15 protein-coding genes are annotated in these 20,366 nt (G+C 55.5%); 7 read left to right on the top strand and 8 right to left on the bottom strand.

The features are described from left to right. Nucleotides 1–15 precede the first annotated feature (15 nt). The 4 genes from TH3_RS04715 to TH3_RS04700 all read left to right on the top strand — a co-directional run bounded on the left by TH3_RS04715 (nucleotide 16) and on the right by TH3_RS04700 (nucleotide 4,788). Nucleotides 16–303 (top strand): hypothetical protein, encoded by a 288-nt coding sequence (locus TH3_RS04715; protein ID WP_007090432.1) that lies wholly within the window; start codon nucleotides 16–18, stop codon nucleotides 301–303. Between the two features lie 135 nt (nucleotides 304–438). Further along, complete coding sequence (locus tag TH3_RS04710) at nucleotides 439–633, top strand: YegP family protein (RefSeq protein ID WP_007090433.1); 195 nt, start codon at nucleotides 439–441, stop codon at nucleotides 631–633. A gap of 168 nt (nucleotides 634–801) precedes the next feature. Further along, entirely contained in the window at nucleotides 802–1,422 is a 621-nt protein-coding gene (locus TH3_RS04705) for a LexA family transcriptional regulator (RefSeq protein ID WP_007090434.1), read from the top strand. Between the two features lie 153 nt (nucleotides 1,423–1,575). Further along, entirely contained in the window at nucleotides 1,576–4,788 is a 3,213-nt protein-coding gene (locus TH3_RS04700; RefSeq protein WP_139328253.1) for an ATP-binding protein, read from the top strand. A 47-nt stretch (nucleotides 4,789–4,835) separates the two neighbouring features. Here the strand turns inward: TH3_RS04700 and TH3_RS04695 are convergent, their stop codons facing one another. The 5 genes from TH3_RS04695 to TH3_RS04675 all read right to left on the bottom strand — a co-directional run bounded on the left by TH3_RS04695 (nucleotide 4,836) and on the right by TH3_RS04675 (nucleotide 11,547). After that, complete coding sequence (locus TH3_RS04695) at nucleotides 4,836–5,654, bottom strand: inositol monophosphatase family protein (RefSeq protein ID WP_007090436.1); 819 nt, start codon at nucleotides 5,652–5,654, stop codon at nucleotides 4,836–4,838. 36 nt (nucleotides 5,655–5,690) lie between these two features. Further along, entirely contained in the window at nucleotides 5,691–6,791 is a 1,101-nt protein-coding gene (locus TH3_RS04690) for an ABC transporter ATP-binding protein (RefSeq protein WP_007090437.1), read from the bottom strand. Then, nucleotides 6,788–9,004 carry an ABC transporter permease gene (locus TH3_RS04685; RefSeq protein ID WP_007090438.1) on the bottom strand — a complete coding sequence of 739 codons (2,217 nt, stop codon included), beginning with the start codon at nucleotides 9,002–9,004 and terminating at the stop codon, nucleotides 6,788–6,790. The genes TH3_RS04690 and TH3_RS04685 overlap by 4 nt, the downstream gene beginning before the upstream one ends. A gap of 98 nt (nucleotides 9,005–9,102) precedes the next feature. Beyond that, a complete protein-coding gene (locus TH3_RS04680) occupies nucleotides 9,103–10,140 on the bottom strand; it encodes an ABC transporter substrate-binding protein (protein WP_007090439.1) in 1,038 nt (345 codons plus the stop codon). A 342-nt stretch (nucleotides 10,141–10,482) separates the two neighbouring features. Further along, the gene (locus tag TH3_RS04675) at nucleotides 10,483–11,547 is read right to left on the bottom strand and encodes a LacI family DNA-binding transcriptional regulator (RefSeq protein ID WP_007090440.1); all 1,065 of its coding nucleotides are present in this window, start codon (nucleotides 11,545–11,547) and stop codon (nucleotides 10,483–10,485) included. Between the two features lie 285 nt (nucleotides 11,548–11,832). Between TH3_RS04675 and TH3_RS04670 the strand changes: the two genes are divergently transcribed. Continuing rightward, the gene (locus TH3_RS04670; RefSeq protein ID WP_007090441.1) at nucleotides 11,833–12,708 is read left to right on the top strand and encodes a branched-chain amino acid aminotransferase; all 876 of its coding nucleotides are present in this window, start codon (nucleotides 11,833–11,835) and stop codon (nucleotides 12,706–12,708) included. Nucleotides 12,709–12,788: 80 nt separating this feature from the next. Here TH3_RS04670 and TH3_RS04665 read toward each other — a convergent pair whose 3' ends face one another. From TH3_RS04665 to TH3_RS04655, 3 genes are all read right to left on the bottom strand, one after another. Further along, nucleotides 12,789–13,376 (bottom strand): DUF4136 domain-containing protein, encoded by a 588-nt coding sequence (locus TH3_RS04665; protein WP_007090442.1) that lies wholly within the window; start codon nucleotides 13,374–13,376, stop codon nucleotides 12,789–12,791. Between the two features lie 151 nt (nucleotides 13,377–13,527). Beyond that, entirely contained in the window at nucleotides 13,528–14,496 is a 969-nt protein-coding gene (locus TH3_RS04660; protein ID WP_233421841.1) for a proline dehydrogenase family protein, read from the bottom strand. A 148-nt stretch (nucleotides 14,497–14,644) separates the two neighbouring features. Then, nucleotides 14,645–16,237 carry a lysine--tRNA ligase gene (locus TH3_RS04655; protein WP_040059583.1) on the bottom strand — a complete coding sequence of 531 codons (1,593 nt, stop codon included), beginning with the start codon at nucleotides 16,235–16,237 and terminating at the stop codon, nucleotides 14,645–14,647. Nucleotides 16,238–16,678: 441 nt separating this feature from the next. Between TH3_RS04655 and TH3_RS04650 the strand changes: the two genes are divergently transcribed. Both TH3_RS04650 and TH3_RS04645 read left to right on the top strand, forming a co-directional pair. Continuing rightward, nucleotides 16,679–17,770, top strand: a complete 1,092-nt coding sequence (locus TH3_RS04650; RefSeq protein WP_233421840.1) for a sensor histidine kinase — start codon at nucleotides 16,679–16,681, stop codon at nucleotides 17,768–17,770. Further along, nucleotides 17,770–20,223 carry a two-component system response regulator gene (locus TH3_RS04645; RefSeq protein WP_007090446.1) on the top strand — a complete coding sequence of 818 codons (2,454 nt, stop codon included), beginning with the start codon at nucleotides 17,770–17,772 and terminating at the stop codon, nucleotides 20,221–20,223. The genes TH3_RS04650 and TH3_RS04645 overlap by 1 nt, the downstream gene beginning before the upstream one ends. Nucleotides 20,224–20,366: the final 143 nt, after the last annotated feature.

Here is a 20,366-nt window from a genome sequence, read left to right as displayed (position 1 = left end):
AGACGAGAGACTCCCATGAGCTGGGCCAGCATCAAAATGACGCAACAGGAAGCAATGGGAACATCGACCGATTTTGTCGATGCGTTTGAAAAGCTTTTCATTGCCGCCAAAAAACCACGTGATGCCGCCCTTTTCTGCTCCCGCGAACTGGGGCCCGATGATGCGTTTTTCCTCTCCCCCGGCGCGCAGAAAATTGCCACGTCCCTGCTCGCACTCCGCCCGGCCACAAAATGCAAGGCCCCATCGAAAAAGGATGTGATCCTGCTGGCAGGCCACGATGACGGGATTGCGCTTCTGCGCTAATCCCGCGCTCTTCCGGCTCCGTTTCATCACAAAGCCGCTTCTGAACTGTCTTCATGGACGCCCCATCGGGCAATTTTCCATCACCGGTCGATGCAATCCATTGCATGCCGATCCACTGACAGTCAGGAGTCTCCCATGGCAAATGCACCCGCCCCGCGTTACGAGCTTTACAAGGACAAGAAAGGCGAATGGCGCTGGACCTATATCGCGCGCAACGGCCTTAAAATCGCCATGAGCAGCGAGGGCTACAAAGCCAAATCCGACTGCATCCACAGCATCGATCTGCTGAAATCATCCAAGGATGTCCCGGTGCACGAAGCCAGTGCATGAAGCCGATGCATGAAAACTGCGCATGACGCCACCGCCTGCCCCCAAAACCCCGGCATGCATTGCCGGGGTTGATAACCTTTTCAATCATATGGCGATATCGGTTCAACTTTCGGATATGCAAGGAATTTGTTCCTTTTCCGCCGCCCCGTCATCCTGCTAGGATACCGTATGATCCGGCAAGAACAGATATGGGGCGCACTCGACAAGATCGCCGAAGATAACGGGCTGACCCCCTCCGGGCTGGCCCGCCTGGCGCAGCTTGACCCCACCACATTCAACCGGTCCAAACGCACGACAAATCAGGGCAAACCCCGCTGGCCCTCGACCGAAAGCATTTCAAAGGTGCTGTCGGTGGCCAATGTCACCTTTCAGGAATTCGCCCAGCTTGTCGATGGCAACGGGGCCGGGCGCGTGCCGGTCATCGGCTTTGCCCAGGCCGGGAATCGCGGCTTTTTTGATGATGCCGGTTATCCGGTCGGCGGCGCGTGGGAAGACATCACCTTTCCCGCCCTGCATGATCCGACCGCCTACGGGCTTCGGATTTCGGGGGATTCCATGGCCCCGGTCTTTCGCGATGGTGATCTGATCGTCGTCTCCCCGGCATCAAACATCCGCCCGCAGGACCGCGTGGTTGTCAAAACCACATCGGGCGAAGTCATGGCCAAGGAACTGGTGCGCCGCGGGGCGATGGGGGTGGAACTGAAATCGCTGAACCCGGCCTATGAGGACCGCTATGTCGAAGCCCGCGACATTGACTGGATCGCGCGCGTCCTTTGGGTCAGCCAATAGAACAACCATCACCTTTTTGCATTCTCCTCAAATGGGGATAGTGCGTTAAGAATTTTGCGTGATAATCGTCCCGAAACATTGGGATCGGGGTCTTCATTTTTGCGCCCGACTTCCCATCTGATCAGAAGCGCCCAACCCCGGGAAGGAACGAATTTGCGTTTGGCCCCTGTGCACATCATCCGCTTTGTGGCGATTGCGCTAACCTATTTCGTTTTTGGCTATGCCGGGTTGCAATTCCCTTTCTATGGCAGCAGCGTCACCCTGATCTGGGCGCCTTCCGGGATTGCGCTGGGGTCTTTGATTGCATGGGGATGGCGTTATTTTCCCGCCGTGTTTGCAGGTGCGCTTCTGGTGAACCTGACGACGGCGGCACCGGTTGAAACCGCCATTCTGATTGCAATCGGCAACACCCTGGCCGCGACGCTTTCCGCGATACTGATCGCCCGGATATCTGGCCGCTCCACGCTTTTGACCGCGCGCGGGATTTTCAGCCTGATCATGATCGGCGGGCTTGGCGGCCCGGCGCTTGCCGCACTTTGCGGTACGACAAGCCTCAGCCTGACGGCAATTGGCAATTTTGACCAGTTCGCCACCATCTGGCGGGGCTGGTGGCTTGGTGATCTGGTCGGTGTAATGGTGATCGGGCCGCTGGTTTTGCGCCTGATCCATCAGAAATGGCGATCACACGGCTTTGCATATTACGGCGAACTGGCCTTTGTCTGTGTCGCCACCATCATCGTGTCCTCGGTCGTCCAGACAACCCCGCTGATTGCCAAACCGGAATATCTGTTCATCTTTGTCTCCCTGCCCTTTGTTCTGTGGGGGGCGGTGCGGTTCGGGTTGCTGGGCGCGGCATTGGTCAATGCCTTTATCGTCGTTGATATCGTTGTTTTTGCCGCCTTGGGCGAAAGCACCTTTATCCACACATCCAACATGAATATCGGCCTTGAAAATCTTTACAGCTACGTGATTGCGGTTTCGGTCGGGACATTGTTGCTCGGTGCGGGCATCGAAAAAATCAATGTCATCACCATGCGCACCCGCGATGGCCGGATTTCAAGCGATATCCACCGTCTGCGTCGCAACCTGGCCCTGATTGTCGGCCTGACCGGTTTTTCGATATCGGGGCTGGCGGCATGGTACACATTCGGTCAGATTGATCACGCCGTTGACGTCCAGACGGAACAGTACCGCCGCGCCTTCGAAGCATCCCTTCGCGAAGAACTGGGCCGCGCCACCGACAGCCTGATTGCCGTGCGCACCCTGTTTGATGTCCATGGCGATGTGTCGTTTCATACCTTCAACGCCATGATCGGCCCGTGGGTCGAACGCAGACCGGGTGTCGCAGCACTGGAATGGGTCCCCTATATCGAACGCCGCGCGCGCGGTCTGATCGAGGAAAATGCCTCCCTCCGGGGTGTTGAAAATTTTGAAATTCGCAATCTGATCGATGGCGACATGCGACGCTCCCCGGAACGCGATGAATATTTCCCGGTTTTTTACGTTTTTCCGCAGTCCGGCAATGAAAATGTCGTCGGGTTCGATCTGGCAAGCGATGAAATCCGCAACCAGGCCCTGCAAACCGCCATCCGCACCGGAAACATTACCCTGACCGAACCGATCCGGATGCGGCAGTCCGCCACCGCCGAAATCACGGCACTGGCCTTTTTAAATGTCCCGAACCGGCGCAATCCCGGCAAGGCGCCGCTTGGCCTTGCGGTTGGCGTGCTGCGTCTGACCAATATGATCACGCGTGCCGCCCGCATTGCCCGCCTGCCATCGGATTTTGAAATCCATCTGGCGGATATGGATGCCCCCGAAGGCCATCAACTGATCTATTCCAATCGACGCCCGGAATATGCGATCACCCATATCGTCAAGGAAATCACCTCCGGCTATAACCCCAAGGTATCGACCTTTACCTTTGGCTTCCGCGACTGGACGATTGTCCTGCACGGGCCCGAAGCCCGCCTGAACGGGCTTTTATACTGGCAGCCATGGGCGATCTTTGTATTTGGTGCCACCATCAGCATCCTTCTGATGGTCTATCTGCGGTCCCTGACCCGCACCGAAAAACGGATTGTCGATCTGGTCTATCAGCGCACCAGCGAACTTGATAACGCCCGTCAGGAAGCCGAAAACGCCATGAATCAGGCGCAGCAGGCCGACCGCGCAAAATCCGAATTCATCGCCCATATGAGCCACGAATTCAGGTCTCCAATGACCTCGATCCTCGGCTACGCCCAGCTGGCACGCGATGCCATCGACAAAAACGAACCGTCCGAAACCATCCGAAGCTATCTTTCGACCATCAATGGTGCCGGGCGTCATGTCTTGTCCCTGATCGGCGATGTTCTTGATCTCTCAAAGATCGAGGCCGGCAAACTGGTCCTTGAAGAAGTGCCAACCGACATCCACGCGATTTGCGAAGAAGTCGTTTCCATGATGATGGTCCCGGCACGCAATCAGGATAACCGCCTGCATCTTGATATCCCGGCCGACATGCCGCGCTGGGTGATCGGCGATCCGGTCCGCATCAAGCAGGTCCTGACCAATTTGGTTTCCAACGCGATCAAATTCACCAGATCCGGCACTATCCATGTTGTCGTAACCCGGCAGGAAACCACCAACGGTCGCATGGCGTTCCGCATCTCTGTCCGTGACGAGGGGATCGGCATCCCGGTCGATAAGGTCCGCTCGATCTTCGAAGCCTTCACACAGGTCGATACATCAACAACCCGCCGTTTTGGCGGAACCGGCCTTGGCCTGGCCATCTGTCAGAAAATGATCCTTGCGATGGGCGGCACGATTGATGTCGAAAGCATCGAGGGCAAGGGCAGCACCTTCTGGTTTGACCTCAACCTGCCGCTGACAGACGCGCCAAAACGTGGCAGCGAAGCCGAAGACGACCGTCAGCTCGGCCTCGCCGATCCGGACAAACCGCGCGTATTGGGGCGCAAACTTCTTCTGGTCGAGGATATCCAGATCAACCGTATTCTCGCCCAGAAACTGCTTGAACAGCAGGGCCATGAAATCGTCACCGCCGCCAACGGGCAGGAAGCCCTTGACCAACTGCTTGAACATGATTTTGACGCGGTCTTGATGGATGTGCATATGCCCGTCATGGACGGGATCGAAGCCACCCGCCAGATCCGCGAATTTGCCGACCCGATCAAGGCAACCATCCCGGTTCTGGCCCTGACCGCAGATACATCAAGCGACAATCTGGCAGAATTTCGCGCGGCCGGCATGGATGCGCACTGCACCAAGCCGCTCGATATCAAGGCCATTAATCACGAACTTTCCCGCCTTGATTACCGCATGCTCACAGAACGCAAACAGCAACTGACCGGCACCGGGGACTAAACCCGGCACCGGTCAGCATGCATTCAATATCGCGCCATCAGGTGTGATCAGCCCCGATACGAAAGCCCGATCATATCCGCCAGATGTTTGGCGACATTGGGCCCCGCGGCCAATATCGGCCCACCATCTTCAAGCACGTTGGGCAGATCAAGAAAATCATTGCACCAGCCCCCCGCCTCACGCATCAGGACAATCCCCGCCATGCAATCCCACGGATTGATATGCGGCTCGTAATAGCCGATCAAACGCCCGGCACTGGCATAGGCCATCATCAACGCACACGACCCGTTGCGGATGAACATGCCTTCCTCGTCAAGCAACTGGCCGATCACCGGCACGATCGAACTGCTTGGCAGACGATGCGACATGCCGATCCCCATGACACCATCACTGACAAGTTTGGCATCGCTGGCCTTGACCGGCTCGCCATTCACGCGTGCGCCATCCCCGATCACCGCACTGAAAAGCTCGCCATTGCACGGATGGTAAATCAGGCCGATGACCGCTTCTTTGCCGATCATAAGGGCAACCGAAATGCACCAGGTCGGCATCTGATTGACAAAACAGGCCGTGCCATCAATCGGATCAATCACCCAAAGGCAGTCATTATCGCCCTTCTCGATGCCCATTTCTTCGCCCAGGAACCCGTCCTCGGGAAAGGCATCGCCGATCCGGTCGCGGATAATCGCCTCGACGTTTTTGTCCGCAATGCTGACCATATCAAGCGCGTTGGTTTTGGTTTCAATCGCAAGGTCGGCGGCGTCGCCTTCGTAATATTCCATGGCGCGTTTGCCCGCTTCGCGGATCACGTCGCGCGCATGTTCAAACCGTGCTTCGATATCAATTCCCGAAAATGTCTTTTCCACTTTGTCCCTGCCTGAAACAGTTTTGCGATTGATCCGTTATTGCCCCGAAACCACGGCCATGCCGCGTTCGGAAAAGCCGATGGCAACCTGTTCACCCGCGATGATCGGTGTATCGATCCGATGATCGATCACAAACAGCTCGCCAATCGGGGTTGCCACAGAATACTGCATCTGACTACCAAGATAGGCTGCATGCGTAATGTGACCTTTTAGCGACGTTTCAATGACATGTGCATCGCCCGCAATCGCCGCCAATCCGGTCAGTTGCACCGCATCGGGTCGCACCGCCACCCGGACCGGTCCCTTTGCCTGCCCGCGATGACGCAGATTGCAGTGCGCGCCACCGATATCGACACGGGCATGGTTGCCATCGATGCTGATGATTTCCCCGTCAACCAGATTGGCATCACCGATAAAGTCGGCGATAAATTCCGATTGCGGCTGTTCATACAATTCGCGTGGCGTGCCCTGCTGCGCGATCACCGCCCGGTTCATCACGATGATCCGGTCCGACACCGCCAATGCTTCTTCCTGATCATGGGTCACATAAACCGCCGTCAGGCCAAGTTTTTGCTGCAAATCGCGGATTTCGGTCCGCACATGACGGCGAAGCTTGGCATCAAGGTTCGATAACGGCTCGTCCAGCAACAGAACTTCAGGCTCCAGCACCAGCGCACGCGCCACCGCCACCCTTTGCTGCTGCCCGCCCGAAAGCTCGGACGGCAGGCGACTGCCATATCCGCCCAAGCCCACAAGGTTAAGCCCTTCCTCGGCCTTGTCCCTGGCTTCGGCCTTGGCAACGCCGGTGACACTCAGCCCATAGGCAACGTTTTCGGCCACCGTCATATGCGGAAACAGCGCATAGGATTGAAACACCATACTGACATCGCGATCCGTCGCCGGAAGCTGTGTGACATCCTTGCCCCCGATCAGGATCTTGCCCGTTGTCGCATGTTCCAGCCCGGCAATCATGCGCAATGTCGTGGTCTTGCCACAGCCGCTTGGCCCCAGAAGGGTGACAAGCTCGCCCGGATTGATGGTGAAAGATACATTGTCGATCGCGGTAACCGCCCCGTGACCATAAGTCTTGGTGACATTGTCGAATACGACCGAACCCGCACGCGTTTTCAGTTTCATGAATGCTTCTCTCTCAGATTTCCTGTCGATGTCTTGTCCGGTGTTGCCTCAACCCGGTCCTCGCGGCGCAGACGCCGTTGCCCGATCAGGCCGTTCACAACAAGGATCGCGGTCAGCATGACAAGGATCAGAACACTGCAATAGGCAATCGCAACGCCGTATCGCCCGTTTTCCACAAGCCCGATAATATAGGATGTCGCCATATTGTGATCCGCACTGACCAGAAAGATCACCGCACTGACCGAGGTAATGGCACGCACAAAGCTGTAAACCAGTGCGGCAACAATCGCCGGGCGCAACAGCGGCAGGATCACGCGCCGGAACGTGGTAAAGCTGTTGGCACCAAGGGTCAGGGATGCTTCATCAAGGCTTTTGTCCAACTGGCTCATGGCGGCAATCCCGCCGCGAACACCCACCGGCATATTGCGGAAGATAAAGCAGATCACAAGGATCACACCCGTCCCGGTCAATTCGAATGGCGGCACGTTGAACGCCAGAATATAACTGACACCGATCACCGTACCGGGAATGGCAAAGCTTAACATCGTACCAAATTCAAAGGCACTTTTGCCCCGGAAGTTTTGCCGCACCAGCAGATAGGCCGTCGTCAGACCAACCGCTGCGGTCAAGGGTGCGGCAATCGCCGAGATGTTCAACGTGGTCCAGAAACTGTCCCATGCCGCCCCGGCCCAGACGATGCCATGCTCGCTCCAGCCGACACCGAACGCATCGCCGTAATTATCCAGCGTCAGGCTGTTATCAAAGCCCCAGCGTTTGACAAAGCTGCCATAGAAAATCATGCCATACAGCACGACCGTAAAGATCGCCCACGGAATAGCGGTGAAATAACACGCCAATCGCATCCCGGGATTAAGCCCGACATGCGCCCCGTTATCGGCCTTGCCCGATACCGTGGCATAGGATTTTTTGCCCAGCCAGAACCGCTGTGCGGCAAAGGCCGAAAGTGTGAAGAACAAAAGAATCATCGCAAGGACGGCGGCCCGTCCGGCATCGTTTTGTGCGCCGACAATGGCAAAGAATATCTCGGTCGACAGCACTTCGTAATTGCCACCCAGAACCATCGGGTTACCGAAATCGGCCATGCTTTCGATGAAGGCCAGCAGAAAGGCATTGGCCAAACCGGGGCGCATCAAAGGCAGCGACACATTGACAAACGTCTTCCACCGTCCGGCCCGCAAGGTTTGCGATGCTTCTTCCATCGACGGGCTGACACCCTCGACCACACCGATCAGCACCAGAAAAGAAATCGGGGTGAAGGACAGGGTCTGTGCCAGCCAGATTCCAGGGAGGCCATAAAGCCAGCGCCCTGCCTCCACCCCGAGCAGATCAGCAAAGAACTGCGTTACAGCCCCCGATCTGCCAAAAAGAAGGATCAATGCCAAACCGATCACGAAAGGCGGGGTAATGATCGGCAACACCGTCAAAACCCGCAGCGGCTTTTTGAACCGGAACCCGGTCCGCGTCACCACAAGCGCAAATGAAAGCCCAAGCAGCGTGGTCGAAATAGCGGTCAGAACCGCCAGAAACGCCGTATTCCAGGCAACCCCGCAGACACCCCCGGCAAAGCAGCCCAGCCCCCAGATGCTGTCATCAAGGAAATTGCGGATAAAGGCCACGCCCGAAAGATTGCCATCAATATCAACAAACGATCCGATGAAAATGCGCGCCACCGGAAAGAAGACAAACAACCCGACAAGCGCAATAACCGTCCCGATGGCGGATGTGACAAACACATCACCGCGCATCGCCCCCGCCGCGGCAAGACCGGTGCAAAGCATCACAAGCAGGCTGGCCGCAACAAACATCGCGCCATAGCCAAGCCCGTATTGCCGGACGTCAAGCGGGCCAAACATCGCCTCAAGCCAGCCAAATCCCCAGCCGGAAATGCCGACAAAAAAGCCCTGCCCCACCAGATAGATCAAACCGCCAAGCCCGCATGAAATCAGGATACGGGCATAATGCGGATGATCACGCCCGGCCCTCACTAGGGCGAGCGGTGCCAGCAAAAATGCCGCAATCGGCAGCAGCCAGAATTTTTGATGAAGGGTCGTTTGCAGGATTGCAGGCGAATAATCGCCATACATCGGATAGCCGTCATACAGCCATTCCAGGGTCCAGAACCCGTATTCCTGCTGATACCAGGGTAAAATTGCAAAACCGATCCAGCCGATCACCAGCCAGAACCAAAGCATCCGGTTCACGAAACTCTCCTGCACGCCGAATTGGGAAGTCTGGTTCTGCCCGTCCGATGATCACACCGAACGGACAGAACCGTTAAGGCAGATCGCGCTTATTGCGGCGCGGTTTTGACTTCGTCATCCCAACGCGACAGAAGATGACGGCGGGTTTCCGCATCCCCGTATTTCGCGAAGTCATAATCGATCAGTTTCAATTCACTCAGACGCGGTGCGCCATCGGGAATTTTTGACTCTTTGTTGGACGGCACCTGATAGCTGTGCGCGTCTTCGGCAATTGACTGGGTCCGCGGGCTAAGTGCGAATTCATACCAGATTTTCGCATTTTCAAGGTTACGCGCACCTTTGATAATGCTCATGGAACCCACTTCGTAACCGGTCCCCTCGCACGGCGACACCACGGTCAGGTTCGCCCCCTGTTTGATCTGGGCGACCATGTCATGCATGAAGGTGATGCCGATGGTGGTTTCACCAACGGCTGCGGCCTTGATCGGGGCGGAACCCGATTTGGTGTACTGGTTGACGTTCTTGTGCATTTCTTTAAGCAGATCGAAGGCTTTTTCTTCGCCAAAAATCTGCACAAGCGTCGCAAGTGCGGTATAGGACGTGCCCGATGAATTCGGGTTCGCCATCTGGATTTCGCCCTTATAGGCCGGGTCTTTCAGATCTTCCCAGCATTTCGGCGCCGGAAGGCCCTTTTTCGTCAGAAGATCATTGTTGTAACCAATGCCGAGTGCACCGGCATAAACCCCGACCGTCCGATTGCCGGAATTTTTCGCCTGCCGCACGGCCCAGTCATTCAGGTTGCCAAGTTGCGGGGATTCATATTCTTCCGTCAGGCCTTCGGCGGCAGCCTGAAGATGGGGGTCGCCGGTCCCGGCCCACCATACATCCAGTTTCGGATTGGCAGCTTCGGCGCGAACCTGCGCATAAGCCTCGCCCGAACTTTTGCGAACCATCGATACATCGATGTCATGTTCCAGCTCGAACGCGGTTTCCATCATCTCGCACCATTCATTATCGGCCGAGCAGATGACATTAAGCCGACCGGCCGCATTGGCCGAACCGGCGGTCGCAACAGCCAAAAGGCCTGAAATCGCGACAGTCGCAAAAAGAGAATTTCTGATCGTCATTTGGGTTTCCTCCCGGTTCGCATTTCGTTGAATGCACACGTGTGCATTACCATTGCGCAAATCACGTGCTGGAATGATTTAATCATAAATTCCATGAAATGACAGAAAAATTCTATTTAGAGCCCAAAAACTCTCGCCATCCACGAATAACCATCTGTTTTTAAATATAAAAATTTCATGCCCACAAACCGCCATCGCAAAACCATACGCTGCCCTCAGCAAGGCATCCGCCTTAAAACTTAACGCACACGTGTGCGCACAACCCGCAGAAACATCGTGAGTCAGCCGTTTTGCATCAGAAATCGAAGAAAAATCGGCCTGAAATCCGTAAAAAAGACCGGTTCAGGCGGTCCGGCGACGCGTCATTTCTACCGGCAGGATCAGCCGCTGATCCGTCAGGGCATCGCCACGGATGCGCTGGCGCAGCCGATCCACCGTCATTTCGGCCAGCTTCGTCGCACTTTGGCACACAGTGGTCAATTGATACGCCCCCTGCCGGGCGGCGGCAATATCGTCAAACCCGACCACGGCAATATCTTGGGGGATGCGCAGGCCCAGTTCAAACCGGGCCGCGTCCAGAAGACCCAACGCAATATGGTCCTTGGCACAGAAAATCGCGTTTGGCGCGGTTTCCGGCGTTGCCAGAAATTTAAGCGCGGCATTAAAGCCACCATCATAATCGGCACTGTCGCAGACCAGCGGGGTAAAGCTGATATCCCCGCTCGCAAGGCGCGGTGCAAGGCGCGAAACGAATGTTTCGCCCCGCACATTGCCGCTGAATGTACCACCCTTGACATTGAGGAACCCGAACCGGGTTTTACCGGTTTCAAGCAACAGGTCGGCGGCCATTTCACCGCCGCGCACATTATCGCAATTGATAACGTCGGCCCCCTCCAGCCGCCCGGCGCGATTGACCAGAACGACCGGCACACTGCGTTTCAGGAAATGTACACCGACTTCGGGCGGCGGGCTTCCCGATGTCACGACCACCCCGGCCACCTGATATTGCAACAAATGCATCATCGATGTGCCCATCTGGGCGGGATCGGATACATCAATCACCAACGGACGATAACCGGACTGCTGAATGGCAAGGATCAGTTTATCAAGGAATTCAACGCGGAACGGATCGGAAAGCCCCGATGTCACCAATCCGATCAGATCGCTTTTGCGCGTATTCATCGACCGGGCGATTTTATTGACGTGATAACCAAGCCGGTTGGCGGTTTCCTGTACCCGCAGGCGGGTCGCATCCGATATCCGCCGGTCGCCTGATAAACACCGCGAAACGGTGGACCGCGAAACACCGGCTTCGCGCGCAACATCGGCCGAGGTCACGATATGCTGCAAATCGCGGCCTGGTTCGGCCCCGTCACCATTTGCAGGCGTGTGTTTCCCCTCGGTCATGCGCGCAATTTCCCTCTTTACGCCGTCTGGCCGTGCCTGTTTTCAGTCTTGCAGCACGGTCACACACATATCACAGGCCTTCCGGCCCGCCAACGCACACGTGTGCATGATGCGGGATATTTCACAGAACCGTCATTTATCGCAACTTCCTTAAAAACGGCACCGAACCGGCATTTACCCTGTCAGTTTTCTTTGACCATGATCGCGCAAAGCCCCTATTCTGGATGCCTTGCATCGCCCCGCGACATGCAAACGCCACCCGAAATTCGATCAGGAGCAAGAAGAATGGGTCACGCCACTACCGCAGACACCAAAGCCGTCACCACATGGACCTGGTACAAGGGCGAATGGCACGAAGGCAACCCGCATATTATCGGGCCGCAAACCCATGGCATGTGGATGGCCTCCACGGTCTTTGACGGCGCGCGCCGCATCAATGGCAAAATGCCCGATCTTGTGCCTCATTGCGCCCGTGTGCTGCGTTCGGCCGAACTGATGGGTCTTGCCCCGCAGATCACCACCGATGAGATCGTCGCCCTCGTCCGCGAAGGCGTTCAGAAATTCGATCCGGCGCTGGCACTTTATATCAAACCGATTGTCTATGGCGGCGAAGGCTTCCTTGCCCCGACACCAGAAAGCGCGCAATTCGTGCTGTGCATTTCGGTATCCGACCTGCCCGATGCCATCAAAACCGGCTTTACCGCCCGGAAATCAAGCTTCCGCCGCCCCTCGCCCGAAAGTGCCCCGACCGAGGCCAAGGCATCCTGCCTGTATCCCAATGTCGGCCGCGCCGTGGCAGAGGCCACCAAAGACGGTTTTGATACTGGCGTAATGCTCGATCCGCTCGGCAATGTCGCAGAATTTTCCTATGCCAACCTGTTCTATGCCAAGGATGGCAAGGTGTTTACGCCCGTGATCAACGGCACGTTCTTAAACGGCCTGACCCGGCAGCGCGTGATCAAACTGCTCCGCGAAGACGGCATAGACGTCATCGAAAAAACCGTGACCTACAGCGAACTTGAAAATGCCGACGAAATCTTTGGCACCGGCAATTATTACAAGGTCGCACCTTGCGTCAAACTCGACGACCGCAACCTGCAACCCGGCCCGATAACCAAACGCGCACAGGAACTTTACTGGGCGTTTGCCGAGCAGAGCTAAAGCCTCGCGAACAGCCGAAAACAGAACGGGCCGGCATCCCCCCCCGGCCCGTTCCGCTTACCAAATCCACCAAACCCGCCCTACTGCGTCGCAGGCACCACCGGAACACTGCTTCCCGCGACATAGGGATATTTGCCAAATATCGCGCCAACCGCTTTGCGCACCCCCTGATCGGGATTGTTGCGAAACTCGCTGTCGATACGGCCAACCGCCGTGCCTTCCCAGATCATCTGATCGGTGCGGCGGTCTACCATATCGACCGAAATCGTGCCTTCGGTATAATTGTCAACATATCCCGGCTCGACATACCCGGGCCAACCGACATACATCCCGCTGCGATAACCGTAATACCCGCCGTAATAGACCGGCGGTGATGTCCGGGTCTTTTCCTCGGTCTTGAGGTGATAGTTGATCAGGATATCAGGGGTGTTGATGTCAACGCGATAACCGCGCGCTTCAAGGGCGGCACTGACTGCATCCTCGATCCGCTGACCGTGCAGGGTGGCGTATTTTTCATCCGACTTTCCCGCGGACTCATAAAAGGCAAAGGTCCGATAACGCGAAAAATCGGCCGCCGGATCGGCATCGGTATAGACACGCGGCCCGGTCGAACAGGCCGCCAGCAGCACCGCCATTGCGCCCGCCATCATGATCTTGACCATCTTCATCCGGCCTTCCTTTCGGTGCTCGCCGTTTAAATGATCATTTCCGATGCATGGCCCTAACCAAAACACCGGAAATGACTGATTTTGTTTTACATTACATCTTATCATTTGGGCAGATGCATGGCAGAACGCAACGAACACAACCCGCTCGCATTTACAGACCCGTAGCATTCAGCCGCGAACGCAGCAAAAGACCAAGATTGCGGGGGTTTTCACCAACACGACGCCACGCATAAGCCCACCAATCCGCCCCAAACGGCGCATAAAGCCGAAGCCGATAACCGAGCGACACAAGATCCCGCTGAAGTGGCTGATTGACGCCATAAAGCATTTCAAACTCGAACGCCTCACGCTCCCATCCACGTTCGTCTGCGACCTTTGCAATATATTCAACCAACTCACGATGATGCGATCCGAAAACCGGCATAAATCCGGTAAGGCGCGCCTCGTCGGACAACATCATTGACGCCAGTTTCAGGTAATTTTCGTCGATGTCGCGACGCCGGGTAAAAGCAACATGATCAGGCGGGGCCATCGCCCCTTTAACCAGACGTATCATGGCCCCCTGTGCGATCTTGCGCGCCATGTCGGCTTCGGTTCGCAATAATCGCGCCTGCAATGTCTGGGCTACCGGATACCCTGCCTCAAGCAGCCGATCATGAAGGGCCAGCGTATCATCGACCATGTCGAAATCTTCCATGTCGATCATCATCCGGCAGCAGCGCCGACCTGCTTTCTCAACACCGACGTCGCGGATCAAACCGGCAATTTTGTGGGCATTGTCATCCAACATCGCCGGATCCTGCATATAGCCAAGCTGCGATGGATCAATGGAAACATGAACATCCAAACCAACACGATCAAGCTTGGGGATCACGGCTGTAACTGCATCAACCGTTTCCGCCACCTGTGCCGGATCGGTCACATATTCGCCCAGATAAAAGCTCGAAACCCGAATACCCTGCTTTGCCAATTCCTGCGTGCGTTTCACGTGCCCGGCACCATCCGCGCCGCTAACGAACTGTGCAGCCAGCCCGGTTTTCCGCCCGACCGCCTCGCCCGCGCGGCGCAATGGTTTGCTGCACGCCACTGCGATCATCGCCTTTTGCCAGAAACCCATCATCAACTCCGTTTTGGTCAAACGCAAAAGAGCAACCATCGGCGATAAGGTGGTAAACTTATTGAAGGAAATGACACCCGATCAAACAAAAAGCGACCCGCCGGACGACGGGTCGCTTGATATTTTACAGCAGCCTGAAAAAAGCGACTGCTTACGCGCCGAGTTCTTCACCGGCAATCGCACGGTCGATCAGCTGGATGCTTTCATCAATACCGTAAAGCGCAATGAACGATCCCATACGCGGGCCCTGTTCCTGTCCCAGCAGGATTTCATAAAGTGCCTTGAACCAGTCGCGCAGGTTTTCGTAATTGTGGTTTTTACCCACTTCGAAAACCTGGGTCTGGATATCGCCACCATCAGTGCCGGCATCAAGGGTTTTGAGCATATCGCGCAGTTCGGTCAGGGCTGCTTTTTCCGCATCCGTCGCGGCGCGGTATTTTTTCGTCGGTTTGACGAAGTCGTTGTAATAGTTGATCGCATAGCCGACCAGCTTGTCGAGATAAGGCTGATTTTCCGGCGTTGCGCCCTTGGCATAGCGCGAAATGAACGCCCAAAGAAGTTCCGGGTCGCTGGTATTGCAGACCGAAACAAGATTCAGCAAGATACCGAACGACAACGGAATATCGCGTTCCGGTGCCTTGCCTTCATGGATGTGCCATGCCGGGTTCTGCAAAAGCTTTTCCGGGTCGGTTTCGGTTTTCAGCTTGTCGGCAAAGGTCAGATATTCATCAACCGTTTTCGGGATGACATCGAAATACAGGCGCTTTGCGGTTTTCGGCTTCTGGAACATGAACAGCGAAAGACTATCTTCCGGCGCATATTTCAGCCAGTCTTCCATCGAAATGCCATTGCCCTTGGATTTCGAGATTTTCTGTGCGTTCTCGTCCAAAAACAGCTCGTAATTGAAGCCTTCTGGCGGGGTGCCGCCAAGCGCCTTGACGATCTTGTTGCCAAGTTCGACCGACGGAATAAGGTCCTTGCCCGCCATTTCGTAATCAACGCCCAGCGCAAACCAACGCATCGCCCAGTCCGGCTTCCACTGCAATTTGCAACGGCCCCCCGTGACCGGGGTTTCAACCAGCTTGCCGGTTTCGGGATGTTCGTAAACGATGGTCCCGGCTTCAACGTTAACCTCGGTCACTTTGGCCATCAGGACCTTGTTGGTACCTTCTTCGACCGGCATGAACGGGCTGTATGTCGCGCGGCGTTCTTCACCAAGGGTCGGCAGCATAATTTTCTGGATCGCGTCATACCGTTCCAGAAGACGCAGAAGCGCTGCATCAAACATGCCCGAACGATAGCATTCGGTCGAAGATTTGAATTCATAATCAAAGCCGAAGCTATCAAGGAAATCGCAAAGACGCGCATTGTTGTGATGCGCAAAGCTTTCATGGGTGCCAAACGGGTCCGGCACGCTGGTCAATGCCTTGCCAAGATGCTGGGCGACCATATCCTTGTTCGGGATATTGTCGGGCACCTTGCGAAGACCGTCCATATCATCCGAGAAGCAGAAAAGTTTGGTCGGAATATCGGACATCTGTTCGAACGCGCGGCGGACATAGGTTGTGCGCGCAACTTCGCCAAACGTCCCGATATGGGGCAGGCCGGACGGGCCATAACCAGTTTCAAACAGCACATAACCCTTTTCAGGCTTCTTCTGTTTGTACCGCTCAACCAGCTTGCGGGCTTCCTGGAAGGCCCAGACGTTGCTGTTAAAGGCGGCATCACGAAGATCGGCTGTCATTTTTGAAACCTTGTTTGTCAGTTGTATCGTTGAATTATCTGGAAATCCGGCCACACCTGAAATCACCCGGATTCCGTGCGTGCGCGAAGCTATCCCCGCCGGCCTGCAAGATCAAGTCCGGATCGGACATGGCCGAACTGCAACGCGCGATTTAACCGGCGCACCCCGTCACTTCTCCCACCCTGACAGAGAGGGCGGGCATAGTAACACGCAAAATTCGCGCATCGGATCAGCAGGATACAGCAAATATAAGAAAAAAACCAAACCTACACCGACGGGTGGTTGAAACCAGCTTGCCGAGCGCTGATATGTCGTAACTGTTACTTGTCCGTGCAGTCAGGAACAAAAAAGCCGCCGGGAGTGGGCGAAGAAAACGGGCGACGATCAGGGGGTCCCTGTCCTTTTTAAGGCGGGAGACCGCCTTGCACGGGAGAGAAATGATTGAACGAAACGTCAGACATGAAAGACTTGTCGGCGTCGCACACCGATGGATCGGGCAGTACGATGACCGCACCGCATGTCGCATTCGAGGAAGATCATCGATTCCGGCGCGTTGTTGAATATGCGCCGAACGCGATGATTCTTGTCGATGCCAAGGGTCTTATTGAAATGGTCAATGCCGAAACCGAAAAGGTGTTCGGTTATACCCGTGATGAATTACTCGGCCAGCCGGTCGATGTGCTGGTGCCAGATCGGTTCCGCCATCATCATGCCGGGCTTCGCAACAGTTTCATCGCCGCCCCCGGACCACGCCCGATGGGACCGGGGAGAGATCTTTATGCCCTGCGCAAGGATGGCAGCGAGTTTCCGGTGGAAATCGGCCTTAACCCGATTGCCGAAGGCGACCGTGTACAGGTCCTGGCCGCCATTGTCGATATTTCAGACCGCAAAAGCCGTCAGGAAAGTCTGGAAAAATCCTTGCAGGAAAAGGAAATCCTGCTGTCGGAAGTCCATCACCGGGTCAAAAACAATCTGCAAATCGTTCACAGTCTGCTTGATATGCAAACCGCCAATGTGAAGGACGATCTGGCGCGTGAAATTCTGCGCGACAGTTGCAACCGTGTCCGGTCCATGGCGCAAATCCACCAGACCCTTTATCAAAGCGAAGATGTTTCGCGCGTCGATTTCAACTATTTCTGTGATGCGTTGATCAATTCGCTGCTGGTGACCTTTAACACCAACCCCGACCTCATCAGGTTTGAACGCGATCTGGGTTCGGTGTCGCTTCCGATCGGAACGGCCGTGCCGTGCGGCCTGATTACCAACGAACTGATCACCAATGCGCTCAAACACGCATTTCCCGGTAACAGACAGGGCACAATAAACCTTTCCGCCACCGAAATCGCCCCGAACCAGATCGAACTCAGCCTGACCGATGACGGGGTCGGATTCCCGGAAAGTTTCTATATCGACAGCAGCAGCGGGCTTGGCCTGCAACTGGTTGAATTGCTGACCGATCAGCTTGGCGGGACCCTTGATATGCACACCCGCAACCCAACCCGCATCACTATTCGCTTCACGATAAAGGATTGATGATCGCCATGCGCAAGCCGATCCATGTGATGATTGTCGAAGATGAACGGATCGTCGCACTGCATTTGCGTCAACAGCTTGCCCGGCTCGGCTATGACCGGACATCGGTCCATAGTGCCGGTATCAATGCCTTGAAAGCGATTGAAACCGATGCGCCTGACATCATTCTGATGGATATCCGCATCGACGGCGATATTGACGGCATTGAAACCGCGGCGGGCATCCCCGAACATCTGATGATCCCGATCATCTATCTATCGGCTTATTCCGAGGATACAACCCTTGAACGGGCGCGCCAAACCCGGCCCTATGGCTTTTTGTTAAAACCGTTTTCAGAACGTGAACTACACGCGACAATCCAGATGGCACTGGAACGCCGCGAGGTAGAACTCGCCCTTCGTGAAAGTCAGGAACGGTTGTCGCTTGCCATGCATGCTGCCCGCATGAGCTGCTGGGAGGTGGATGTCAGTACCCGCAAAATGCACAGTACCGGTCTGGCGCAGTTTTTACCCGACGAAAATCAAAGTGCAGAAACAATCACCGAAAGCTGGGAAGATTTTCTGCATCGTGTTGCATCCGGTGATCGCGACATGGTCCGCAAGGCATTCGAATATGCCGTTCTGCATGGCGAATTCTACGACGTCGTTTTCCGCGGCGAGCAATGCGAAGGCACCCAAAGCTGGTTCCGCGCACGCGGCAAGTCCTATATCAATGACCGCAAGGGCACCCAGCGCATCATAGGCGTGATGCAGGACATTACCGATCAACGTCTGACCAATGACAAGCTCCGTCAGGCGATGACAGTATTTGAAACCACCCAGGATGGTATTCTGATACTTGACCCGGACCTGAACATCACCAGCGCCAACCGTGCCTATTGCCAGATTACAGGCGCAGACCCGATGAACGTTGTCGGCAGCCCGCCCTATATGATCGTGCCAGAAGCCTTCCCGCCCGCCTTTTATCAGGAACTGTTCCATACGCTGCGCACACGCCGCCACTGGCACCGCGAAATCGAAACCCGCGACATGTCGGGCAATCCGATTTCCATCATGATGCAGATCATCGCGGTCGAGGACGACGATGGCGTCCTGACCCATTTCGTTGCGATGATTTCGGATCTCACCGCCATCCGACAGGCCGAACAGGAACTGCATTACCTGGCCCAGTATGACGGCCTCACCGGCCTGCCCAACCGGCTTCTGGCGACCGACCGGCTGAACCGTGCGATTGAACGCTGCGAACGTACCGGATCGGTGGTCGCCTGCCTGTTCCTTGATCTTGATGACTTCAAGAATATTAACGATACACTTGGCCATGCCGCCGGTGATCAGGTTTTGCTGATTGTTGCGACCCGTATCAAGGCACTGACCGATCGAACCGATACCATCGCGCGCCTTGGCGGGGACGAATTCCTGATTATCCGCGAAAACATGCATAGCGAGGCCGCCGCAGGCAACCTTGCCAGCCACATCATTCATGAACTGCAAAAGCCGTTCTATATTGTCGGCCATGAACTGACATTATCGGCCAGCATCGGTATTGCCCTTTATCCCGAAAATGCCCATTCACCACAGGATCTGATCCGGCTGGCCGACACGGCAATGTATGCCGCCAAGGATCAGGGGCGGCGCACCTATGCGTTTTATAAATCGGAAATGACCGAAAGTGCCACGCACTATATGACGCGCAGCCTGGAATTGCGTCGCGGTCTGGAAAAGGGTGAGCTGACCCTTTATTATCAGCCGCAAGTCGATGCAAAAACCGGTGAAATGACCGGGACCGAAACCCTGATTCGGTGGAACCATCCCCAAAATGGCATTCTTGGTCCGGCGGAAATCATCCCGATTGCGGAACAAAGCGGGTTGATTGTCGAAATCGGCCAATGGGTTCTTGAAGAATCCTGCGCACAGGCGCGCCGCTGGCAAGATGAAGGTTTTGATCCAATCCGCATCGCGGTCAATGTTTCGGTCCGCCAGATGCGCACACCGGGCTTTGCCAAAACGGTGCAAACTGTTCTGGCCAATACCGGACTTGATCCGAAATGGTTGGAGATTGAAGTCACCGAAAGCATGATCCAGGACGAAGATATCATGATCGATACCCTGCATGAATTGCGCGCGGTTGGCGTATCAGTCGCGATTGATGATTTCGGCACGGGTTATTCGTGTTTGCGGTCCATCAAAAGCCTGCCGATTGAACGCATCAAAATTGATCGCGCCTTTATCAAAGGCATTCCGCAAAATACCGATGATGCCGCCCTTGCCGAAGCCATGATTGCCATGGCACGGACCCTTGGCCTCAAAGTCACTGCCGAAGGGGTCGAAACAACCGCCCAACGTGATTTCCTGCATAGGCAGGGCTGTAACGAATTGCAGGGTTTCCTGTTCAGCAAACCGGTCCCCGCCGAACAGCTTTTCAAGTCCAGCCACTCAAGCACGAAAATTTCATAAAAAAATCGCGTTGCCCCTCTGCAAATCAGATATTTATGAACTACCTAAAGTATAGGGTGGATGGTATAATTTGCCTTTCGGATCTGCCAACCCACTGAGTTAGGCAGAACGTGGAAGGACTACCAAGAATACTACATAAGTAT

This window comes from Thalassospira xiamenensis M-5 = DSM 17429 (assembly GCF_000300235.2).
Taxonomy (GTDB): Bacteria; Pseudomonadota; Alphaproteobacteria; order Rhodospirillales; family Thalassospiraceae; genus Thalassospira; species Thalassospira xiamenensis.
The sequence above is the reverse complement of the archived record's forward strand: the minus strand, read 5'-3'. Positions and strand labels throughout refer to the sequence as shown.

Coding starts and splice junctions, on each gene's coding strand:
- TH3_RS04715 (WP_007090432.1), top strand. CDS start 16: ATGAGCTGGGCCAGCATCAAAATGACGCAACAGGAAGCAATGGGAACA.
- TH3_RS04710 (WP_007090433.1), top strand. CDS start 439: ATGGCAAATGCACCCGCCCCGCGTTACGAGCTTTACAAGGACAAGAAA.
- TH3_RS04705 (WP_007090434.1), top strand. CDS start 802: ATGATCCGGCAAGAACAGATATGGGGCGCACTCGACAAGATCGCCGAA.
- TH3_RS04690 (WP_007090437.1), bottom strand. CDS start 6,791: ATGAAACTGAAAACGCGTGCGGGTTCGGTCGTATTCGACAATGTCACC.
- TH3_RS04685 (WP_007090438.1), bottom strand. CDS start 9,004: ATGCTTTGGTTCTGGCTGGTGATCGGCTGGATCGGTTTTGCAATTTTA.
- TH3_RS04680 (WP_007090439.1), bottom strand. CDS start 10,140: ATGACGATCAGAAATTCTCTTTTTGCGACTGTCGCGATTTCAGGCCTT.
- TH3_RS04675 (WP_007090440.1), bottom strand. CDS start 11,547: ATGACCGAGGGGAAACACACGCCTGCAAATGGTGACGGGGCCGAACCA.
- TH3_RS04670 (WP_007090441.1), top strand. CDS start 11,833: ATGGGTCACGCCACTACCGCAGACACCAAAGCCGTCACCACATGGACC.
- TH3_RS04665 (WP_007090442.1), bottom strand. CDS start 13,376: ATGAAGATGGTCAAGATCATGATGGCGGGCGCAATGGCGGTGCTGCTG.
- TH3_RS04660 (WP_233421841.1), bottom strand. CDS start 14,496: ATGATGGGTTTCTGGCAAAAGGCGATGATCGCAGTGGCGTGCAGCAAA.
- TH3_RS04655 (WP_040059583.1), bottom strand. CDS start 16,237: ATGACAGCCGATCTTCGTGATGCCGCCTTTAACAGCAACGTCTGGGCC.
- TH3_RS04645 (WP_007090446.1), top strand. CDS start 17,770: ATGATCGCCATGCGCAAGCCGATCCATGTGATGATTGTCGAAGATGAA.